Below are 20762 nucleotides of genomic sequence, written 5' to 3'. Positions count from 1 at the left end.
TGACCTCGGACGTTCTCGCCCGGGCGAGCCGGAACGACGTCGTCCATCGGCGCACGGGTCCGCGATCCGCGCGGCCCGTGCGGTTGAATGACATTCGGTACTATGGGTTTACAAAATCGGCGCCACGCCCAGTTCAATCCGCGTGGCGATGGAATGAGGATGCATCGAATACCTATCACAATCTCCACGCGATCATCAAGCGGGCGCATCGTCGACATCGCGTCAGGCGAAGACGAGGCCGCCGCATCGTTCCCACCGGCTACGTCGTCGTCTCAACTTTTACGAGAAGAACGACGGGCTGCCACCGCTTAAAGACAGCGCCCCGATCGCGACGCTGCCGTCGATCACGTCAGATCGGAATGCACGTCGCCGGGCCCGTCGAGAAACAGCGGCAGCCGCACGACGATGCGGGCGCCGCGCGGCGCGTCGGTGATCGCGATGCTGCCGCGATGGGCCTCCACCAGCGTCCGCACCACCGCCAGTCCGAGCCCGGCTCCGCCGGTGCCGCGATTGCGCGACGTGTCCAGGCGCGTGAACGGCTCCAGCATGGCCTTGCGCTGGTCGCGGGGAATCCCCGGCCCTTCGTCGTCGACCGTCAGCACGGCGTGCTCCGGCTGGCGTTGCAGCGAGACATGCGCCGCCTCGCCATATTTGAGCGCGTTGTCGATGATGTTGGCGACGATACGACGCAGCGCGACGCGGTCGCCCAGCATCAGCTGCTCGCGCCCGTCGCCTGCATGGTCGAAGCGCACCCGCGCCTGATGCGCGCGGCGATCCTCGACCTCCGCGCGCACCAGTTCGTCGAAGGCAACGAGCTCCTGCGGCAGTTCGCCGGCACCCGCCCGGCTCGCAAGCAGCGCGTCGTCGAGCAGGCGGATCATGTCGGAGATATCGATCACGGCGCGCTGCCGCTCGGCGTCATCCGGGATCTGGTCGACGCGCAGCCGCAGCCGCGTGGCAAAGGTGCGAACGTCGTGAGCAATGCCGCCGACCAGCGCCATGCGCGCCTGCATCAGATCGGCAAGCCGGTCCTGCAGTCGCCCGAACGCCGTCACCACGGCGCGAACCTCGGGCGCATTGCGGCGAACGTCCGGCAGCGGCACCGCCGCCCCGCCGGGGTCGACCCGGTCGACGGCGGCCGCCAAGCGCGCCAGCGGCCGCGTCTCACGCTGCATGATCAGGAGCGCAAACAGCGCGACCAGCGTACCGAACAGGCCCGCGCCGAAGCCGATCGGCAGCCCCTGCTGGGTCAGCACCAGCGACGCGCGCGAGTCCACGACGAGAACATCGCCGCCGTTCAGGCCAATGCGAAACTCCAGGGCATTCTGCGGCGTCCGCGCGAGCCTGGGCAACCACCGTCCCTCCGGCTCCGGCACGAAGGTGATTGTCAGCGGGCGCGCACCGAGCGCACCGGCATAGGCGTCGCGCAATCCGGACCGGACCGGCGCGGGCTCGGTGCGCGGAAGGCGGACCGCCGCGTCGGGTCCGACCAGCCGGACCTCGAAGCGGTCAGAGGACACGGCATCGACGACCCTGCCCCGCTCAGCCCCGGGTGTTCGTTCGATCAGTTCGGCGAGCGCGGCCAGCCGCGTCGGCGGCGGCGTCGCGCCTTCGAGGTCCGCGGTCCGGGCGCGGTAGAATCGCGCCAGGGTGACGATCCAGATCGCGAGCAGACCAATGATGACGATGAGGCCGATACGCATCGCAAGCGTCAGCCGCATCATCACGCCACCGGCCTCACCGTCGCCGTGAACAGGTATCCGCCGTTGCGGACGGTGGTGATCAGGTTCGTTCCCGGGCTTGCGGCATCGAGCTTGCGCCGCAGCCGCGAGATCAGCATGTCGACGGTGCGGTCGAACGGCTCGGCGGAGCGGCCGCGCGTCCAGTCCAGGATCTGGTCGCGGCTCAACACCCGCCGTGGCCGCTGCACGAAGCAGGCGAGCAGGTCGAACTCCGCCGAGGTCAGCTGGACCGGCGCGGCCTGCGCATCCACGATCTCGATGCTGCGGGCATCGACGTCGAGTACGAACCGGTCGAAACCGAAACGCCGGCTCGCGTCACGCGGTGGGCTCGCCTGGGTGCGCCGCAGCAGCGCCCGAACGCGGGCCAATAGCTCGCGCGGCCCGAACGGCTTGACCATGTAATCATCGGCGCCGAGCTCCAGCCCGACCACGCGATCGATCTCGTCGCTCTTGGCCGACAGCATCAGGATGGGAATGTCGTCGCTCTGCCGCAGCCGGCGGCAGATCGAAAGCCCGTCCTCTCCCGGCAGCATCAGGTCGAGAATGATGAGATCGGGCCGCAGCCGCCGCAGCACGGCATCCATCGCCGGCGCCGTGGCGGCGACCTCGATCTCGAACCCTTCCCGGCGCATGAAATCGCTGACAAGCCGGCTGATCTCCGGGTCGTCCTCCACCATCAAAAGCGTGGCCGCAGGCATGCTCATCGCCAGGACTGATGCCCAAAACCCGTAGCTTGGCAATGGGCCGGGAGCGACTGTTACAAGCCGTTACGCGGCAGCCAAATACCGGTATGCGGCCGACCGCGGCGCCGGCATTGGCCGGCCGAGAAGGCCGCCGCAGGCGCAAGGCATGTCGCCGGCGACATTTAATTTTGCAGAGCCACTTGCTGAGCAAAATCAGATTTAATATAAATTAAATCGCGCGGCACTCCCAGATCATTTAATGGTTATAAAACAAGATCCTCGTTCTCGCAGGCAAACCGGGCGGCTCTGACGTCCGAAGCGCAACTGAAAAGCCCCACAAACATGCTGCACAATCCCAACGCGAGCACGGTTACCTACCCCTCCCCACAGGAGCAAGGTTGGGAACGTAGCGGACCCGGACCGTTCGACATGGCGCTGGGATTCCTGCGCCGGCACTATCTGGTGATTGCGATCACCACCGTGCTTTCGCTCCTGGCGAGCTTCGCCCTGCTGAAAATCCTGCCGCCCACCTACTCGGCCGACGTCAAGATCATGCTGGGCACCACCTCGAAGGCCGCAGTCGTCCAGCCGCAACCGCCCGTTCAGGACGAGCCGCCGCTCGACATGGAATCGCAGATCGAGATTCTCAAATCGAAGTCGATCGCGACAGCGGTCATCGACAAGCTCAATCTGGCGGACGATCCCGACTTCAACGGCAAAGCCAGCCCGCTGCATGGTGCGGTTGATGCGGTTCGCCGCCTCGTGGGTTCGGCGCCGCAGCCGAACGCGCCCTCGATGGACGATCTCCTCGACGAATTCCAGCGCAGAATGAACGCCTTCAGAATTGGCACGAGCACGGTCGTCGAGGTCGATTTCAGCGCCAGCGACCCCAATCGGGCGGCGATGATCGCCAACGCCATCGTCAAGGAGTATTTCGATCAGCAGTTGAAGGCGGACGCGAACGAGCACCGCACAATCACCGCCTGGCTTCACGACCGCCTGCAGGATCTCGGCAACGACGCGACCGCGACCGAACGTTCCGTGAACGAGCTGAAAAGCCGGTACAACATCGTCTCGGCCGACGGCAGGTTCATGGACCAGCAGCAGGTCACCGAGCTCACCAACCGTCTGGTGGCAGTGCGCACGCGTACCGCCTCGCTGATGACCCGGCTCAATCGGTTCGACGACATGCTCGCGACGAGCAGTGCCGATATGACGATCGACCGCGTAGCCGCGGTCTCCGACTTCTCCCCGGCAGAGCTCAGCGGCAATGTCAATCCGCCCGACGGTCTCTCCTTGAGCAATTCGAACAGCACGCTCATCATCAACAGCTTGCGTCAGCAATACCTCGATAACGCCAAGCGCGAGTACGAGTATTCCGCCAAATATGGCAAGGATCATATCGCGGTCGTCAATATTCGCGCGACGATGAAGAGCATCCGCCAGGCCATCGTCGACGAGGTGCGGCGCCTTGCCGACGTCGCCAAGCACGATTACGAGGAGTCCAAGCAGCAGCAGCAGGAGATCGAGAAGCAGCTGGCACAGGCCGTTGTCCGGTCGCAGGATACCAGGGCGGCCGAGCTCAGCCTCCGCGAGCTGGAGACCAGCGCCAAGAGCTATCGCACGCTCTACGACACCTTTCTTCAGCGCTACATGGGCTCAGTCCAGCAGGGCTCCTTCCCGATTGCGAAGGCGCGGGTGATCTCAGCGGCCACGCCGCCGAAGAAGAAGATCAAGCCGAAGTCCATCGTGCTGATGGCGCTCGGCCTGTTCGGGGGCCTGGCGCTCGGCGGCGGCCTCGGCCTGCTCGCAGAAGTCAAGGACCGCAGCTTTCGGACGACCGACCAGGTCGAGGATCGCCTGCGCCTGCCCTGCCTCTCGGTCGTCCCTCTGCTCAAACGAGGCGAGGTCGACCGGTTCACCAAGAAAGCGACGGTCAACGCCGTTTCCAAGGTCGAACCCGATTCCAGCCCGCGAATGGTGACGAGAGGCCCCGGGACCTGCTGGGCCGCATCCGCCATGCCCACATCGCGCTTCGCCGAATCCATCCGCTCGTTGAAAGTCGCCATCGACCAGGATCCAAGCCCGACGTCGCGGAAGGTCTTCGGACTGACGTCCGCCCTGCCCAACGAAGGCAAGTCGATCATCGCCGCGTCGCTGGCTCAGCTCATCGCAAATTCAGGCAAGCGTGTGATCGTGGTCGATTGCGACCTCAGGAATCCGTCGCTTTCCGCCATGCTGGCCCCCGATGCCAGCACTGGGATCGCCGACATCGTCCTGGGAGGATGCCAGCTCGCAGACGCAGTCTGGACCGACCCGCTGACGCGCCTGGATTTCCTGCCGGGAACGGGTGCCACGCAGCGCGACACCAGCGACATCCTCGGCAACGAGCAGATGCGCAAGCTGTTCGAGCAGCTGCGGGCAGCCTATGACTACGTCATCGTCGATCTTCCGCCGCTCGCGCCCGTTGTCGACGCGCGCGCCATCTCCGCGCTGCTCGACAGCTTCGTCCTCGTCGTGGAATGGGGGCGCACGCCGGCCGAGGTGGTCGAGCACGCGCTGAACACGGCTCCCAACGTCTACGATGCTCTGTTCGGCGTCGTGCTCAACAAGACGAACATGAAGGCGCTGAAGCGCTACGCCAATCATTTCGGCGACTACTACAACCACAAATATTACGCCCGTTACGGGAGCGTGATGGCCGAGTAGGTCGATCAGCGCGCGCCGGCCGGTGCGCGCCATAGGCCGCGGCCGGCAACGGAAATCGATCGACGGTCAGCGCTGGTGCTCGGGGCGAATGGAGGGATGGGCGATGCCGGCACGCTCCAGAGCGCTGCGGACATAGACGCCCGAGAGATAGCCCACCTGGACTGCAATCAGACCGGCGCCGGCATAGAGCGCGGCCGGCAGCCCGCTGATGATCGACGCCGCGATGCACTCCATGAAGACGATCGCGGCGAGCGCCAGCAGCGTGCGAACCGTGAACATCGTCCCGGCAACCACCCCGGCTGTAAAATGAAGCGCGATCACCCACATCAGTTCATGCCTCCTCGGGCGTTTCGAGAGGCTAGCGGCCATTGGTTAGCGATGAGCTAAGCCGCCCGGGAGGATTCGAACAAGCGCATCAGGGCAACACTTTCAGGCGAAAGATGCGGCTACGGCCCGCTGAGCGGGTGCAGCATTGTCTGGCGGTTCAGCCAGTGCGCCCGGTAGAGCCAAAGCACCGCGGTGACCAGGACGACATCGAACAGGCCCATCACGGTCTGGCCGTAAACCTGCGGGTGGACGCCGCCCAGGAGGAGCGCGAGCTTGACCGATTGCCGCACCACCTCCGACCCGAGGAACGCGATCAGCGAGTTCTGGCCGACGTTGAGGATGAGCGCGACCGCCGGCGATCGCCGGGTGCGCGCGAACACCGCCCACAGCAGCGCCAACAGCAGCGGCAATGTCCAAAGCAGGTTGAGGAGCTTGTCGAACCGATAGGGGTATTTTTCGCCGTTGCTGGGAAAGCCGAGGCTGTAATCGAGCAGCAGCCCGAAGGTGAAGATCCCCGCCAGCGCCGTATAGAACGCGGGTCCGATCAAGCGGTTGGACCGATGGAGATCTCCGAGCCAGATACCGATCACGAAGAACATCTGCGCCTGGAGCGAGAACAGCAACAGAATGATGGCGGGACTCTCGAGCTTGGCTGCCGTGCTCGTGTTGCTGAACCAGGTGGAGGCCACGAAGATCGCAGCCGACGACGCGAGCACCAGGAGCCTGCCGCGCTTGAACATCGGCAGGATCACCGGCAGCAGCAGGAACATCAGCCCGTAGAACTTGAGGATTGTGATGGCGGTCGGCTCGGACTGAAACGTCAGCACGTCGAAAATCGCCTGCCCCACCGGCTCTCGCTTGTTCCCCAGAACAGCCATGCCGACCGCGACCGGCACCGAGATGACGAAATAGGCGGCGAGCACCTTCAAGCCGCGGGCGAGGAGCTCTCCGTGCCTCTCCTTGTGCAGATAGACGTACCCGACCATGAACCCCGAGATCACGACGAACAGCTCGGCGAAGGGGTTGAATTTCGTGAACAGATCGACGGAGTCCGGAAAGACGTTGGCCGTGTGATGATAGAACACGAACAACATCGCGCAGCTTCGATAGAAGTCGATCAGAAGCTCGCGCCTCTTCTGGCCTGCTGCGCTCACCGCTCAATCTCCGAACACACGTCGCTCCATGGGCGACGGTCAGCCGATGGGCGCCGGTCGGACTGACGGCTCAGGCAATCCTTCGCAACGCGGGCAAGCGTCGCGGCGGCGATCATCGAACCACCGACTGCTGAAGCCGTGATGCGACCGATGACAGGCCTCCCTCTCTCATTGCTGGTCCAGACCGCCGAAGCGGAAGATGCGGGCCATCAGCGGCGAAACGCCCACGAAGGTCGCGGTACAGCCCTGGGCTTCCAATTGCTTCCTCAGCATGAGCAACAATCCAAGGAAGCGCGCATCGATGGCGCAGACGTTCGAGAAATCGATCGTGACCGGCTTGCGGGACGCCGAAGCGGCGCGGAACACCGGAATGGCCCGGTCTACGTGACGCGCATCGGCGGGCCCCGACAGGCTGAGCGTGACCGCGCGCGTCCCATAGTCCTGCGTGATGGTCAGCGCCTCACCCCGCTCATGCGTGCGGCGCATCCACCAGGTCCACACCACGAACGGCAACACGTGGGTGAGCATGAGGCCGAGCATCGCCGTGCCATCGTTCCAATAGCGGCGCCAGAGATAGGGCTCCTCCTTGATGCGCCACAGCCACTCGAAGCCTGATTGGCGCAGGATCGCCGGTGCGCGCTTCACCGTCCCGGCCTGGAAGTTGAGCGCGGCGCCGAGGTGGGCGCGAACTGGAATCTCGAGGCACTCATGATTGCGCTGCAGCCATGATTGTCCCTTCACGCTGCTGAGCGAGGCAACCAGGAAGTCCGCCCCGCTGGCATTGATCTCGTCGATGATGTGATCCCGGCTCAACTCCTCGGCCGACAAATAGCCGGGGTTCAACCAGCCCACGCACTGCAATCCCGCCGACTGGCCGTTCAGCGTCCGGGCGGCCCGTTCGGCGGCCCCCTCCGGGCCGCCGAAAAGAAAGAGCTTCAGCGCGTTTGCCGGCGCGGCCTCCGACTTCAGCGCGTCGAAGATATCGGCGCCGGCCGTCCGGCTCTTGATCGGAATCCCAAGCAGCCTAGCGATCCAGACCACCGGCATGCCGTCCACCGTGCAAAGATCGCTCAGGATCAGCGACTCCCTGAAGCTCCTGTTCGACTGGCTGGCGACCAGGAAGTTGAGATTGGGAGTCGAGATGAGAAGCCGGGTCCTGCGTCGGGCAGCGTCGCGGATGCGGCGCAGTACGCCGCGCATGCCGATGGCATCGACCGGTATTCCGAGGACGCAATAGACGTCGCGCGCGAGGTCGTCGGGAATCGCGGCGTCGGCCAGGGCGGCAGCATCGACCTCCGGCCGATCGCGACCCGCCCCGGAGCGCCCCACGCGATAAAGGGGGGATCCCGGCTCCTGCAATTCATGCGTGGTCAGCATCCGCCGCTCTCCCTCAATCTGCCCGCCGCACGAGGATTCCGGGTTGCGGATCCCTGCCGCACCTCCCCGACCGAATAACGTGCGACCCAAAAGCCACTATTTAATTTTAAATCACACCATTTATTTAATACGGTTTATTTGTAAATGCCAGGGCAGATTTGCGGCGCGGCTGCAGCAATACCTTCCCGGCGCACGTCGAAGTCCTTTTATTTAATTGCATCTCCGGATAATGTTCACGGACGGTATTCCCGGCGGCTGCCGGGGCCGCGCCGTTCGAATATCCGGGTGAGATCGATGCCGAGAATTTCAGCGACGACGTCGATGTCGGCCGGGCCGCGCGCCTCCGCGGGGACGTTCGATGTCTGTGCGCTGATTCCGGTCCTCGCCTTCGCCTACTCGTCCCTCATTCAGCCGCTGATCTATTTTGGCTTCCCGCCATCGCCCGGGCTCCAGGGCCTGCTCGAGAGCCGGATCGAGAACCGGATCTTCTGGCCTGTCCTCGCGGCCATCGCCATCGTCGTTGCGATGCAACGCCTCGCCCGCGGCGAGCGGCTTGCCGCTGCGCCCAACATCATCAGTCTCTGCGTCTATTTTGGATTGGCCGGCGCCAGCATCGCGTGGGCATTCAAACCCGAATTCGCCTTCGTCCGTTTCGTCCAGGAAGCGATGGTCCTCACCGCCATCGTGCTGCCCGCCCTGCTATCGAGGCCGAGCGCCGACATCCTGCGCGGCGTGTTCCTCTGCTTTGCAGCAGGGGTGATCCTCAATGTTCTGCTGATCCCCGGCGGCTACGCGACCTACGCGCAGTACGGCAACGCGCTGGTCGACATCGGTTACCAGGGCTACTTCTCGGGCAAGAACCTGCTGGGCGAGTTTGCCGCCATTGCGTTCCTGCTCTCGGTTCACGAGTTGCTCTATCCCGGAACGCGCCGCGCGCTCGGGATCGTCGTTGCCGTCGGTGCCATCGTCCTGATCTTCTTCTCGAGCTCGAAGACCGCGCTCGGCCTCGCTCTGGTCGCCCCGATCCTGGCCATCCTGACGCTGGCGCTTGCGAGAACGCTGCGGGTTGCACCGCTTCTGATCCTGGTGGCGATCATCCTCGGCTACTTCGTGGTCGGCGAGCTCGCGGGCTTCACGACCAGCCGCATCGCCTATCTGCTGACGGGTGATTCCAGCTTCACCGGCCGAACCACCATATGGGCCTTCTCTAACTTGGAGATCGCGAAGAGGCCGCTCCTGGGATGGGGCTATCAGAGCTTCTGGCTGGTCGGTGCCGACGCACCAAGCATCACCGATGCACCCGGCTGGGTGAAGGCCATGCCGAACTCCCACAACGGCTACTACGATGCGATGCTGGAACTGGGCTATGTCGGTTTTGCCTTTCTCCTCGTGTTTCTGGCGGCCACCGTTCACGTCATCGGCCGCGTGATGAAGCACGACTACAAGCGGGCGTGGATCCTGCTGTCCGTCGCGCTGTTCGTCATGCTCTATAACCTGCTCGAAACCCTGTGGCTGCGCGCGTTCGACGTGACCTGGGTGGTATTCGTGCTCGTCACGGTCGAGGCCGCAAGATACTGGCGGAGGTCGCAACAGAGCATGCCCGCCGCTCAGCCGGCGAACAGGCGGTCGGCTCGTTGGAGCCGTACACGGCCGGCTTGGCGGCCACGGCTCGGCGTCCGCACCTGACGGGAGGCCCGTTGAAGCGTCACGCCAGCGCTATTGCGTTGATCCCGGCGCCGCCGCGAATGGCGCGCCCGCATCGAATCTCGCCTTGGCCGGTAACGTATGCAGCTTGGTATCCCCGGTTGGGTCCACCCAGGGCCACGGATGACTGCCGAAAAAGCCGGGCTTGGCTCTCAGATACAGCGACGCCGGCAGCGGCTGCGCCGCGAGAGCGTCCGTCCAGACCACCTTGCCGGTGAGATAGTCGAAATTGCCGCCGCGGATCACCGTGGCCAGCGTCTTCGGATCAGGCGCCATGGTCCATCGCTCCGGGTCGTAGCCAAGCACCCAGACGTTGCCGACACCGCCCTGCCCCCAAACCGCCGTTCCGGCCCGCATCGATGGATCGTCGTAGCTCCAACCGCTCATGCGTCCAGGTCGGCCCAGCACATTGCCGGCGAACGAATCCCACCACGAGCCATAGGCGAGACCGACGGCTCGAACGCCCGAACGATCGACGAAGCGCTGGCGCTGGCCGGTGAGATGGTTGCGGAAAAAGGTCAGATAGATCGCGTTGCCATGGGTGTAGTCGCTGTCGGCATTGTGGGACAGATTGCCTTCGAACAGGACGTGATGGGCGCCGGCCATGTGCGACGCGTTGATGCCGACCTCGACCCAGCCGGGATTGTCGAAATCGAACGAGTCGTCGGCATAGTTATAGCCGACGACGCTGCCGGCGCCGGACGACCGGAACACCATGTTCTTGCAGACGTCGACGAGGATGTTGTTCTCGATCAGGACCTCCGAGGAGCCCGTCGCCAGGCTGATCGCGTATCCGGCGCCGCCCGGCTGCGGCCACGAGCCGGCGTGGATGTAGGAGTCGCGGAGCTCGACCCGGAACGAATTGTCGATCGCCACGCCCTCGCCGAGCCATTGCGTCACCTCGACGGATCTGGCCCAGGAATAAGCAGCGGCTTCGAACCGCAACGCGCCGTCCGCCCCGCCGACGATGCTCAGATCTTCGACGCCCACCTTGGCAACGTGGATGTCGCGATTGTTGGCGGCGTGGCGACCGCTGTTCGGGTCGGTGCTATAAGGCGTGAGCTGCGCTTGGTGATCCCGGCGATAGCTGATCGTGAGCGGCGAGGTGAATGTCACCGTGCTGCCGGTCACCGAGGCGATCTCCTTGATCTCGGCGGTCGCCCGGTCGGTCCGGGCAAACCACGACATCGACTTCGGCAACACGCCGGGAGCCTGGTCATAGGGACCTCCGGCATTGGCACCGGCATTGTCGTCGCCCGGCTGAACCGGATAGTGCATGTTCCAGGCGACGCGGTCGCCTTGCCAGACCTTCGCTCCTGCTGGAAAACCCGCCGGCGTCGCCTGCCACGATGCGCCTGAGACCTCGTCGAGCAGAACGAAATCGCCCGGCTTCAAGGCCGCGGCACTGGCGAGGGCGACGGTCGACGTCCCCTGATCGCCGTCCGCCAACAGGTCCTGCGACGCGCTGCTGTCGGGGCCATTGTTCCAGCGCGAAGGTCCGACGATGATGACAGGCTTGGCGTCGTAGCTGTACGAGCTCGGGTCGACCGGCGTCAGGATTCCCTTGGTGCCGGCAATCACGACCGGCGTTCGTGCCCGCGCACCGTTGGTTTTCACCAGCCTGGTCGCGCCTGCGCCGGCGCCGCGCAGCGTCACTGGCCGGCTGATCAGGAGCGGCTCGTTGACGATGAACGTCCCGGGGCCGAGCATCACCACCTGGCCGGCGGGTGCAGCGGTCAAGGCAGCCTGAATCGCGCTGCTGTCGTCTCTCCCACTCGGAGACAGCGTGCGGTAAATGATGGTCCGGTTCGGAATACCGCCGGCTGACATCAGCCCGGGATTCCAGGCGGCGAGACGCTCCACCGGCAGCAGATTGCCGGCCAGTGACGGCCCGGTGGACGCGGTCGGCTCGGCGGCCGCGGCAACGCCGCGAAGGAACAGCAGGGCAAGCGCTGCCGTGAACAGCGCCCGGATGCAGGCGGCGTCGATCCGGCGCGTCACGCGCGCGACCGGCCGGGACGAAGCCTGGGTGCAGCCGGGGATCACGAGGCCGATGTCATCCATGGGAACCTCTCGCAGGACCGGTCACACAGCCAAAACGGGCGCCGATTTAAAAACACCATGACTTTGACACGCGCCATGACATAATATTAATTCACGATTTAATTTATTGAAAGGCGGCCGGCGACGCCCTGCTCGGCAGAGCTTCGTCCCAATCTTCCGCCTTCGGCAAGGGATTTGATACGTGACGCCATCGCGCCGCTACCTGCTCATCTCGCCCTGCCGGGACGAGGCCCAATATCTCCGCCGGACTCTCGACAGCGTCGCTGCGCAATCGGTGCCGCCGGCGCTGTGGATCGTGGTGGATGACGGATCGACCGATGACACCCCGGCCATTCTCGACGAGTACGCCCAGCGCCTGCCCTATCTGCGCGTGATCCGCCGCGCCGACCGCGGCGGACGCAAGGTCGGACCCGGCGTGATCGAGGCATTCTATGCCGGCCTGGAGAGCGTGCGGCTGGAGGATTTCGACTATCTCTGCAAGCTCGACATGGACCTCGATCTGCCCGCGCGCTACTTCGAGCTGCTGATGGAGCGGATGGAGAGCGATCCGCGGGTCGGGACCACCTCGGGCAAGCCGTGGTTCGTCCACCCGCAGACCGGCGCCTTGGAGCCGGAGGTCTGCGGCGACGAGATGTCGGTCGGGATGACCAAGTTCTACCGCGTCGCCTGCTTCCAGGAGATCGGCGGCTTCGTGCGCCAGGTCATGTGGGACGGCATCGACTGCCACCGCTGCCGCATGCTCGGCTGGATCGCCGAGAGCATCGACACCGAAGCGCTGCGCTTCATCCATTTGCGGCCGCAGGGCGCCAGTCACAAGGGCATCTGGACCGGACGGCTGCGCAAGGGTTTCGGCCAGTACTTCATGGGAACGTCGCCGCTGTATCAGCTCGCGGTGGCGGTCTATCACCTGCCGGCCTATCCCGCCCTGATCGGCAGCACCGCGATGCTGTGGGGCTATTTCCGGAGCTGGCTGACGGGCCTGCCGCGCTACGACGATCTCGAATTCCGCCGCTTCCTCCGCGCCTATCAGCATGCCTGCCTGCGCCTGGGCAAGCGCGCCGCCACGGCCCGGATCAACGCGGAGCGGGCGCAGCTCTGGCGGGCCAGCCACGCCGCGGCCGACACGCGATGACGCTCGGCGGCCGATCGCCGCGGCACTGACACGACGACGACGAAGCTACGTGTTTCTCCGACCCCGTCTGGACAGCATGGCCAAGATTCTCGAGCTCAGCCGCCTTCGTGCCGCTTCCGCCGTGCCGCCGATGACGGCTCCCCACAGCGAGGCGACCTCCCCGGCAGCGTCCCGCAGCACGAACGCCCATGGCAGCGCATCCCCGCTCATTCCATCACTCGACGGCATCCGCGCGCTGTCGGTGCTGATCGTGGTCCTGGGCCATTCCGGACTTCAGGCCATGGTCCCCGGCGGCTTCGGCGTCACCATCTTCTTCTTCCTGAGCGGCTTCCTGATCTCCACGCTGATGCTGGCCGAGCATCAGCGCACCGGCGCGCTCGACGTTCCCAGCTTCTATGCGCGGCGCGTGTTCCGGCTGATGCCGCCTCTGCTGCTGTCGTTGGCGATCGCCTACGGCCTCACCGCCGCCGGCCTGCTGGACGGCGGAATGACCGTCAAGGGCCTGGCGGCCCAGGTGCTGTATTTCGCCAACTATTACGGTCTGTTCTTCGATCCCGGCAATACGGTGCCCGACGGCACCGGCATTCTCTGGTCGCTCGCGGTCGAGGAGCACTTCTACATCGTCTATCCCCTGCTGATGACGCTGCTGCTCGGATCGGCGCTGCGGCCGCGCACCATCGGCGCGCTGCTCGGGCTCGTCTGCCTCGGCGTCCTCGCCTGGCGCATCCATCTCGTGCATGCCCCTGGGTTCTTCTCCGACCGCACCTATTACGCCTCGGACACCCGCATCGACTCGATCGCCTATGGCTGCATTCTGGCGCTGGTCATGAACCCGGTGCGGCAGCGCTCTGCCTCGGGGCGGATGTCGGCGGCGCAATGGGCGCTGCTGGCCGGCGCCGCGGCGGCGCTGCTGGCTTCGCTGGTCTACCGTGATGCGGTGTTCCGGGAGACCGCCCGCTACAGCCTTCAGGGGCTGGCGCTGATGCCGTTGTTCTACTTCGCAGTCCGCTTCGCCGACGCGCCGCTGTTTCGTCATCTCAACCGCTCCTGGGTGATGACGCTCGGCACCTATTCCTATGCGATCTATCTGATCCACAACGTCGTGATCCGGACGATCGACAGGAACCTGCCCGCGATCGCTGCCAAGCCCTATCTGCTGTTTCCGCTCGCGCTCCTGATCTCCGTCATCTACGCGGCGGCGATCGAGCGCTTCATCGAGCCGTATTTCAGGCAGCTCCGGCGCAAGTTCAGGCCGGTGCTCGCTACCGGCCAGGCTCAAGACACGTCTCGTGCAGACTGGCCGCTTGGCAATCGTCTCGCCGAGAGTCCGACAACACGCGCATCGTGAGCGCATCGGCACCCCTTCACCGTTCCATCGGCTGCTGCACAAATGCGTCAAATTGTGCAGTTTAACTGGATTAATTACACATTTAATACTCCGACCCGGGCCAATGAATACTTTCGGGGGACGGGTGGATGCGGATCGCGAGCGCGGTTGCACGACGAATTCGACGACATACGCTCGGTCCCCTGCCGGACGATCCGGCACTGCGACCGTTGAGGTCCCCGCTCCAGATCAATCTCTCGGGCAAGGTCGCGCTGGTCACGGGAGCGGCGGGAGAACTCGGCCGTCCGATCGCCCGGACGCTGGCGGCCTGTGGTGCAAAGGTCGCCATCCATTATCTGACGGCGCGCGCTGCTGCGGAGAGGCTGTGCGAGGAGCTGAACGAGCTCCGGCCGCAGCACGCCTGCACCATTTCGGGTGACGTAGCCGAGCTCGAGGATGTGCAGGCCATGCGCCGCGTCACCGAGCGTGCGCTCGGCCCCGTCGACATCGTCGTGAACAATGCCGTGACGTGGTACGATGAACGTCCCGTCGTCGAGCAGACGCCCGACCAGTTCGACAAGGTGTTTCGCTCCTCGGTCCTGCAGGCCTGGGCGACCGCGCGGGTGTTTTCCGGCCCGATGATCGAGCGAAAATGGGGACGCCTGATTTCTCTCGGCACGGAGATGACGAGCCTGGCCTTGCCCAACCGCGCGCCCTACACGGCGGCCAAATGCGCCATGGACGGCATGATGCGGTCCCTGGCGCGGGAGCTCGGACCGCATGGCATCACGGTCAATCAGGTCGCCCCGGGCTGGGTCGTCTCCGACAAGGACCGCCGTGACCGTGATGAGGTGCAGCCGCTCTACGAGCGATCCGTGCCGCTCGGACGGCGCGGCTACGATCAGGACGTCGCCAACATGATCGCGTTTCTGGCCTCGGACCTCGCCGGCTTCGTGACCGGCGTTCGCGTGCCGGTGTGCGGCGGAATCGTCATGCCGGAGGCCTGAGCACGCGCGCCTCGATGCGGCCGGTTCTCGTGATGTCGATCGCGCGTCAGCGGAAGACGCGGTGACGGTGGCACCAGCGCACGAACACGTAGATCGACCATATGCGCGACCAATAGATCCCCGGCGCCCCATCGAGGAAGGCGCGCCAGAGGCGCTCCACGGCCGTGGGGTCCAGCCCCACCGGCGCAACGGCCTGCGGGTCCCGCAGGGTCCGGTCCATTGCATCCTGCAGGCCGCGCCGAATCCAGCGATCGAGCGGCAGCACGAAGCCGCTCTTCGGCCGGTCGAACAGCGACGGATCGAGGCCACGCAGGCCGATCCGCCTGAGCATCGCCTTGCTTCGCAGCGGCGCGTAGCGCGTCGCATCGGGCAGCCGGTCGACGCTTTCGAACAGCACCTGATCGACCAGCGGCACCCGCTGCTCCAGCGAGGCCGCCATGCTCGCCACGTCATTGTCGCGCAGCAGGCGCTCGCCGAGAAACAGGCGCTGCTCCATGACGCTGATCGCCGACAGCGGAGTGCGCGCGCGCGTCTCCGCGGTGATCTTCGCTCTCATCGCGGCCGGCAGCCCATCTGTCAGCGTATCGACGAGATCAGGCGCGAGCAGCTCGCGCTGAAAACCGGGCAGGAACAGCGCATAGGCCATCTGGTAGAGGGCCAGAAGATCGTCGCCGCGTCGAACCATCTCCGGGAGCTTGGCCCAGCGCGTCTGCGGCGCCACCGTACCGCGCGACGGCGACAGCATCTGCGCGGCCAGCTTCGCCGCAGCGGCTTTGACGCCGGCCGGCACCCAGGCCGTGCGCTCCGACCATCGCTGCAGGATCGGCAGGTCGCGAAACGACGTATAGCCGCCGAACAGCTCGTCGCCGCCGGTCCCCGACAGTGCCACCGTGAAGCCTGCGCCGCGGATGGCGTGCGACATGAAGTATGAGTTCAGGCCGTCGAAGGTCGGCTGGTCCAGGCTGTCGAGCGCGGCATCGAGGTTGTCGACGAAGTGCTGCTCCGTCAGCACCACCTCGTGATGCTCGGTGCCGATGGCGGCGGCGATCTGGCGCGCGATCGGCCCCTCGTTCAGCTCCTGCTCCTCGAAAGCCAGCGTGAAGGTGTGGATCGGACCCGTAGCCGCGCGCTGCGCCAGATTGGCCATGACCGAGGAATCGATGCCGCCCGAGAGAAACACTGCGAGCGGCACGTCGCTGGCGAGATGCAGCCTCAGCCCCTCCTCGAGGATCTCGGCAAGCTGATCCTCGTCCATCGTCGGGTCCGGAGCCCGCTCCGGGATCGACCAGAAATCCTCATCGCGGATGATGTTGCCGACGCCGTCGAACGTGGTGAGATGGCCTGGAGGCAGCAGTTCGACGCCCTTCACCGCCGTGCCGGGACCGACCACGAAACCGTTCCAGACGCCGCTGGCGACGGCCTGCGGATCGAGCTGGGCCCTGCCCAGAAGGCCGGATGCCAGCAGAGCACGCAGCTCGGATGCGAAGGCCACCGACCAGCCGGCGTCGGGTTTCGACGCGCGGGCGACGTACAGCGGCTTGATGCCGAGGGGATCGCGCGCCAGCAGCAGCCGGCGCTCCTTCGGATCCCAGCAGGCGAACGCGAACATGCCGCGCAACCACGCCACCGCCTCCGGCCCATGCAGGCCGAGCGCGCGCAGCATCACCGCCGTATCGCCGGTCGAGCTGAACTGCTGGCCGCCGGCGACCAGCCGCTGCCGCAGGTCGGCAAAATTGTAGATCTCGCCGTTGAAGACGATGACATGCCCGGTGACCGGATCGGTCATCGGCTGCACACCGGCGGGCGACAGATCGAGGATCGCGAGCCGGCGGTGCGCCAGCAGCGCGCCCCAGCCACGCTCGTCCGCGGGCGAGGTCCAGACTCCCCCGGCATCCGGACCGCGATGGAGCATGGCATCGTTCATCCGCTGCAGCGCGGCGCGGTTGTCGTCGTCAACCCGTCCGATGATCCCAGCGATGCCACACATCAGAACATTCCGTTTGAGACGCGCGACGTCAAAACGACCGACGACACGGAACGGCCTCGCGCGCGAGATCGCGTGCGACCAGACCTCGGGCATCGCAGGACCATCTCGGCCCTCAAATGGAAGCAGCCGTTCCGGACGACCAGGACGCCGGCGCTGGCGCCGAAGCCGGCAGCGGACCGTAGGTCCGCGCCAGGCATTGTTCGTAGTCGAGCGGCGGCGTCCAGCCAAGCGTCTCCCTCAGCTTGCGGTTGTCGAAGCGCAGCGGCTTGAGCATCGCGTCGAACTTCTTGGGCGTCAGGATCGCCGGCACTTTGGTCGCCCGCCTGAACACGGTCGCAAACGCCAGCCGTACGATGCTGCTGGCGAGCCAATGCGGGATGGGCAACCGGAGGCCGCGCTCGCCGGCGCCGCGCATGTAGTCCGACAGATAAGTCCAGACCCGCTCGCCGGGACCGTCGACGACGTTCAGCGTCTGGCCGATCGCCCGCGAATCCGTGGCCGCCAGCGCGAAGACGTCGGCGCAGTTCTCGACATGGGTCATGGGGATGCGGGTCAGCGGCCCGATGACGACGTGGTGGCGTCCGATCTGCTGGCCGAGCGCGGCGAGATAGCCGTGGCCGCGTCCCCAGATGAAGCCGGGACGCAGCACGGTGAGATCCCAGCCGTTCTTCTCGACGTAGCGGCGCGTCACCCGCTCCTGCCACCATTTGGCGACGGTGTAGCCGCCGCGGGTGTACACGTCGGGGGTCTGCTGCAGCGGCGCGCTTTCGTCGAGGACGTCGCGGGTCGCAGTGTAGTCGTAGACCGAGAAGCTGCTGCACAGCACGAGCCTGCGACAGGCGCTGCCCGCCATCGCCTCGAGCAGCCGCTCGGTGCCGCCTACCGTGCCGGCGAATTGCGCATCCTCGCCGCCGGCGACCACGGCCGCCAGATGGATCAGCACATCCACATTCTCGAACGCGCGAACAAGGTCGCGCGAGGTGCGCAGGTCGGCCCTGACGATGTCGACCGACGACGGCCAGCCAAGCGCGTCAACGCGCGTCGCCGGACGCACCATGGCGCGAACCTCGATGCCGCGGGCCAGCAGCGCATCGACGACATGCCGGCCGAGAAACCCGTTGGCGCCAGTGACCAGGGCTTTCATATCGCCAGCTTCCTCATGCCCGCCTGCTCCGTCGGCTTCATCGCTTCGACCATCCGATTGACGGCCAGGACGTCCTCGATCGTGATCGGCAATGCCGTTCCCGAGCCGAACGCCTGATAGGTGCGCGCCAGGCACTCCCACAGCCCCTCATAGGCGCCTGGGCCCTTGAACTTGCGCAGCAAGGTCGAAAGCGCCGCGCGGCGGATGTCGCGGCCCTCCTCCAGTCCGCTGAAGAACGGGCGCAGCGGCTTCGGCACGTTGCGCGGGCCATCGAAGGTCAACCGCGTTTCGAACAGATTGGCGGTCGCCTGCATCCGCTCGCCATAGACCCGCAGCCAGAACGCATCGGGCTGCGCGCTCGCGCTGAAGCCGAGCGTCGCCGTGCCGCGCTCGGCCTCGACCACACAGCGAAACTCGTCGAACGGCAGCGGAGAGGTCTTGCGCTTGCTCCAGACCGTCTCCGCCTTGCGGTGTGGGCCGACGAAGGCATGCGACAGCGAGGCGAGATGCGGCAGGAAGTCGGCGATCGCACCGCCCGCCAATTTGAGCGCCGGATGCGGCGAATTCGGATCGGCAAAGCCGTCGGGGCCGAGGATGTCGAGGCAGATCAGCACGTCGACATGGGTCACGGCACCGAACTCGCCGGTCTCGATGCGACGGAGTATCTCCTGCGGCGCCCGGTTGAAGACGTAGTTGTAGTCCTCGACGACATGGCGGCCGGTCTGCTTGGCGCGCAAGGTCAGGGTCTGCAGCTCGTCGAAGGTCGAGGTCGCGGGCTTCTCGACGATCACATGCGCGCCGGCCTCGAGCGCGTCCATCGCGAGCCGAAAATGCGAGGTCGGTGGCGTCGTCACGTGCACCACATCGGGCCGCACCGTCTGCAGCATCGTGCGATGATCGGTGAACCAGGACGGGATCGCGTAACGCTCGGCCGCGGCCTCCGCCGTTGCCGGCGACAGGTCGCAGATGCCGGCCAGTTGAACGCCCGGCAAGGTGTTGAGGCAGGCGAGATGCTGGCGGGCGATCTGCCCTGCCCCGATGAGCACGGCCTTCATCACGAACGGGCCTCCAGGATCTCGCAATAGAAGTTTTCGAGCGCCTGTGCGGCCGCGCTCCAGGCATATTTCTCGACCGCGACCTGCCGCGCCGCGCCGCCGATCCGCACCGCAAGATCGGGCTCGGCGAGCAGCCCGTTGACCGCATCTGCAAAGGCGTCGGGCTCGTCTGCGATGAGGATGTCGCGGCCGGGCATCGCCTCGATGCCCTCGGCACCCAGGCTGGTCGAGACGATCGCCTTGCCCATCGCCATGGCCTCGACGATCTTCAGCCGCGTGCCGCCACCGAGCCGCAGCGGGACGATCACCGCCGCTGCCGCGGCGAGGTGCGGCCGCAGGTCCGGCACGAAGCCGGTCAGTTCGATCCGCGGCCCGGCCAGCGCCGTCAACGCCGGCGGCGGCCGGCCGCCGATGATCTTGCAGCGCGCATCCGGGTGCCGGGCGGCGATACGAGGCCAGATGTCGTGTACGAAATGCGTGACCGCATCGATGTTGGGCACCGTCGACAGCAGGCCGAAATAGACCAGCGTACGGCCGTCGGGCGCGGGGTCGGTGCTGCGCGGCTGATAGAACTCGACATCGGCGGCGTTGGGGATGACCGCAGTGCGGGCGTTCGGAATGTCGTCATGCAGACGCTTCTCGTCGTCCGCGCTGCAGAGATAGACGCCATCGGCTTCGCGATAGGCCGCGATCTCCTCGCGGCGCAGCTTGCGCCAGTTCGCACCGGCGTAGAGCCGACGGCCCAGGCTCGCGCCCGTGGCCGCGAACTGCCGCGCCAGATCGTAGGCGATCTCATGCGAATCGATGATCAGCCGCGGCGGCGTCGCACCGGCCGGCGCCTGACGGAACAGGCAGTGGCCCAGATAGGGAAATTCGAGATTGACGACGTCGAACCGCGTGGTCCGCAGCACCCGATCCAGCACCCGCTGCAATTCCGGCAGGGCCACGCGCAGCCGGTCGAAGCTCCGCACCGAGACCAGCGAGCGCAGTTGCAGCAGCCGCTTCGCAAGACCGTCACGGCCGTAAGGGTTCGGCACCAGCACCACGTCGCGGCAATAGGCCTGCATGGCCCGCCGACACTCCTCGATGTCGAAGGCGTCATCGACCATCATCACCGCCGTGAGGTCGTGGCGGCGCGCGAGCTGGGTCATCAGCCCGTGCATGCGCGCCTGTGCCCCGAACCGCGGCGGGCTCGCCGGCATGTGCGAGACGCTGAGAATGCTGAGCCGCCGGCGATCGGCGAAACCGGACGCGGACCATTCGGGGTCGCGCTGCGCCGACGGCGCAGGCTCCGCCTCCATCACATCCAAGCCTGGGTGGTTGTCGCTGGTCATGACCATTTAAAACATT

General features: G+C 65.9%; 15 protein-coding genes. 5 read left to right on the top strand and 10 right to left on the bottom strand.

What is annotated here, in order from left to right:
* Positions 1-344 precede the first annotated feature (344 nt).
* Complete coding sequence (locus ACQR0U_RS21535) at positions 345-1724, bottom strand: sensor histidine kinase (protein ID WP_315752601.1); 1380 nt, start codon at positions 1722-1724, stop codon at positions 345-347.
* The gene (locus ACQR0U_RS21530) at positions 1724-2446 is read right to left on the bottom strand and encodes a response regulator transcription factor (protein ID WP_316175882.1); all 723 of its coding nucleotides are present in this window, start codon (positions 2444-2446) and stop codon (positions 1724-1726) included. Before ACQR0U_RS21530 ends, ACQR0U_RS21535 begins: the two co-directional genes overlap by 1 nt.
* 408 nt (positions 2447-2854) lie before the next feature.
* Between ACQR0U_RS21530 and ACQR0U_RS21525 the strand changes: the two genes are divergently transcribed.
* Positions 2855-5134 carry a polysaccharide biosynthesis tyrosine autokinase gene (locus tag ACQR0U_RS21525; protein WP_316170932.1) on the top strand — a complete coding sequence of 760 codons (2280 nt, stop codon included), beginning with the start codon at positions 2855-2857 and terminating at the stop codon, positions 5132-5134.
* Positions 5135-5200: 66 nt separating this feature from the next.
* On the opposite strand, the gene ACQR0U_RS21520 is transcribed toward ACQR0U_RS21525, so the two are convergent.
* The 3 genes from ACQR0U_RS21520 to ACQR0U_RS21510 all read right to left on the bottom strand — a co-directional run bounded on the left by ACQR0U_RS21520 (position 5201) and on the right by ACQR0U_RS21510 (position 7992).
* The gene (locus ACQR0U_RS21520) at positions 5201-5461 is read right to left on the bottom strand and encodes a hypothetical protein (RefSeq protein WP_315827765.1); all 261 of its coding nucleotides are present in this window, start codon (positions 5459-5461) and stop codon (positions 5201-5203) included.
* Positions 5462-5580: 119 nt separating this feature from the next.
* On the bottom strand, positions 5581-6615 hold the full coding sequence (opgC, locus tag ACQR0U_RS21515) for an OpgC domain-containing protein (RefSeq protein WP_316226559.1): 1035 nt from the start codon (positions 6613-6615) through the stop codon (positions 5581-5583).
* 168 nt (positions 6616-6783) lie between these two features.
* Positions 6784-7992 carry a WecB/TagA/CpsF family glycosyltransferase gene (locus ACQR0U_RS21510; RefSeq protein WP_315827763.1) on the bottom strand — a complete coding sequence of 403 codons (1209 nt, stop codon included), beginning with the start codon at positions 7990-7992 and terminating at the stop codon, positions 6784-6786.
* 294 nt (positions 7993-8286) lie between these two features.
* Here ACQR0U_RS21510 and ACQR0U_RS21505 point away from each other — a divergent pair, with 294 nt between their 5' ends.
* Positions 8287-9678 carry an O-antigen ligase family protein gene (locus ACQR0U_RS21505; RefSeq protein ID WP_315729371.1) on the top strand — a complete coding sequence of 464 codons (1392 nt, stop codon included), beginning with the start codon at positions 8287-8289 and terminating at the stop codon, positions 9676-9678.
* A 30-nt stretch (positions 9679-9708) separates the two neighbouring features.
* Here the strand turns inward: ACQR0U_RS21505 and ACQR0U_RS21500 are convergent, their stop codons facing one another.
* Positions 9709-11760, bottom strand: coding sequence for a right-handed parallel beta-helix repeat-containing protein (locus tag ACQR0U_RS21500; protein WP_315717404.1), 2052 nt, complete (start codon positions 11758-11760; stop codon positions 9709-9711).
* A gap of 181 nt (positions 11761-11941) precedes the next feature.
* On the opposite strand from ACQR0U_RS21500, the gene ACQR0U_RS21495 reads away from it, so the two are divergent.
* The 3 genes from ACQR0U_RS21495 (at position 11942) to ACQR0U_RS21485 (ending at position 15226) form a co-directional block, all read left to right on the top strand.
* Positions 11942-12892, top strand: coding sequence for a glycosyltransferase (locus ACQR0U_RS21495; RefSeq protein WP_315717403.1), 951 nt, complete (start codon positions 11942-11944; stop codon positions 12890-12892).
* Positions 12893-12968: 76 nt separating this feature from the next.
* Positions 12969-14240: an acyltransferase family protein gene (locus tag ACQR0U_RS21490; RefSeq protein WP_434843888.1), complete on the top strand. Its 1272-nt coding sequence runs from the start codon at positions 12969-12971 to the stop codon at positions 14238-14240.
* Positions 14241-14449: 209 nt separating this feature from the next.
* Complete coding sequence (locus tag ACQR0U_RS21485) at positions 14450-15226, top strand: SDR family NAD(P)-dependent oxidoreductase (RefSeq protein WP_434843889.1); 777 nt, start codon at positions 14450-14452, stop codon at positions 15224-15226.
* Positions 15227-15272: 46 nt separating this feature from the next.
* On the opposite strand, the gene asnB is transcribed toward ACQR0U_RS21485, so the two are convergent.
* From asnB to ACQR0U_RS21465, 4 genes are all read right to left on the bottom strand, one after another.
* Positions 15273-17213, bottom strand: a complete 1941-nt coding sequence (gene asnB / locus ACQR0U_RS21480; protein ID WP_434843890.1) for an asparagine synthase (glutamine-hydrolyzing) — start codon at positions 17211-17213, stop codon at positions 15273-15275.
* 112 nt (positions 17214-17325) lie between these two features.
* The gene (locus ACQR0U_RS21475) at positions 17326-18357 is read right to left on the bottom strand and encodes an NAD-dependent epimerase/dehydratase family protein (protein WP_434843891.1); all 1032 of its coding nucleotides are present in this window, start codon (positions 18355-18357) and stop codon (positions 17326-17328) included.
* Positions 18354-19412 carry a Gfo/Idh/MocA family protein gene (locus ACQR0U_RS21470; RefSeq protein WP_316203720.1) on the bottom strand — a complete coding sequence of 353 codons (1059 nt, stop codon included), beginning with the start codon at positions 19410-19412 and terminating at the stop codon, positions 18354-18356. The genes ACQR0U_RS21475 and ACQR0U_RS21470 overlap by 4 nt, the downstream gene beginning before the upstream one ends.
* A complete protein-coding gene (locus ACQR0U_RS21465; protein ID WP_434872244.1) occupies positions 19412-20746 on the bottom strand; it encodes a glycosyltransferase family 4 protein in 1335 nt (444 codons plus the stop codon). The genes ACQR0U_RS21470 and ACQR0U_RS21465 overlap by 1 nt, the downstream gene beginning before the upstream one ends.
* Positions 20747-20762 lie beyond the last annotated feature (16 nt).

This window comes from Bradyrhizobium sp. HKCCYLRH3097 (assembly GCF_051167875.1).
Classification (GTDB): domain Bacteria; phylum Pseudomonadota; class Alphaproteobacteria; order Rhizobiales; family Xanthobacteraceae; genus Bradyrhizobium.
The sequence above is the reverse complement of the archived record's forward strand: the minus strand, read 5'-3'. Positions and strand labels throughout refer to the sequence as shown.

Excerpts from the sequence above, each read along its gene's own strand:
- asnB (WP_434843890.1), bottom strand. The coding sequence starts at position 17,213 with ATGTGTGGCATCGCTGGGATCATCGGACGGGTTGACGACGACAACCGC.
- ACQR0U_RS21475 (WP_434843891.1), bottom strand. The coding sequence starts at position 18,357 with ATGAAAGCCCTGGTCACTGGCGCCAACGGGTTTCTCGGCCGGCATGTC.
- ACQR0U_RS21525 (WP_316170932.1), top strand. The coding sequence starts at position 2,855 with ATGGCGCTGGGATTCCTGCGCCGGCACTATCTGGTGATTGCGATCACC.
- ACQR0U_RS21520 (WP_315827765.1), bottom strand. The coding sequence starts at position 5,461 with ATGTGGGTGATCGCGCTTCATTTTACAGCCGGGGTGGTTGCCGGGACG.
- ACQR0U_RS21535 (WP_315752601.1), bottom strand. The coding sequence starts at position 1,724 with ATGATGCGGCTGACGCTTGCGATGCGTATCGGCCTCATCGTCATCATT.
- ACQR0U_RS21490 (WP_434843888.1), top strand. The coding sequence starts at position 12,969 with ATGGCCAAGATTCTCGAGCTCAGCCGCCTTCGTGCCGCTTCCGCCGTG.
- ACQR0U_RS21505 (WP_315729371.1), top strand. The coding sequence starts at position 8,287 with ATGCCGAGAATTTCAGCGACGACGTCGATGTCGGCCGGGCCGCGCGCC.
- ACQR0U_RS21500 (WP_315717404.1), bottom strand. The coding sequence starts at position 11,760 with ATGGATGACATCGGCCTCGTGATCCCCGGCTGCACCCAGGCTTCGTCC.
- ACQR0U_RS21510 (WP_315827763.1), bottom strand. The coding sequence starts at position 7,992 with ATGCTGACCACGCATGAATTGCAGGAGCCGGGATCCCCCCTTTATCGC.
- ACQR0U_RS21530 (WP_316175882.1), bottom strand. The coding sequence starts at position 2,446 with ATGAGCATGCCTGCGGCCACGCTTTTGATGGTGGAGGACGACCCGGAG.
- ACQR0U_RS21465 (WP_434872244.1), bottom strand. The coding sequence starts at position 20,746 with ATGACCAGCGACAACCACCCAGGCTTGGATGTGATGGAGGCGGAGCCT.
- ACQR0U_RS21470 (WP_316203720.1), bottom strand. The coding sequence starts at position 19,412 with ATGAAGGCCGTGCTCATCGGGGCAGGGCAGATCGCCCGCCAGCATCTC.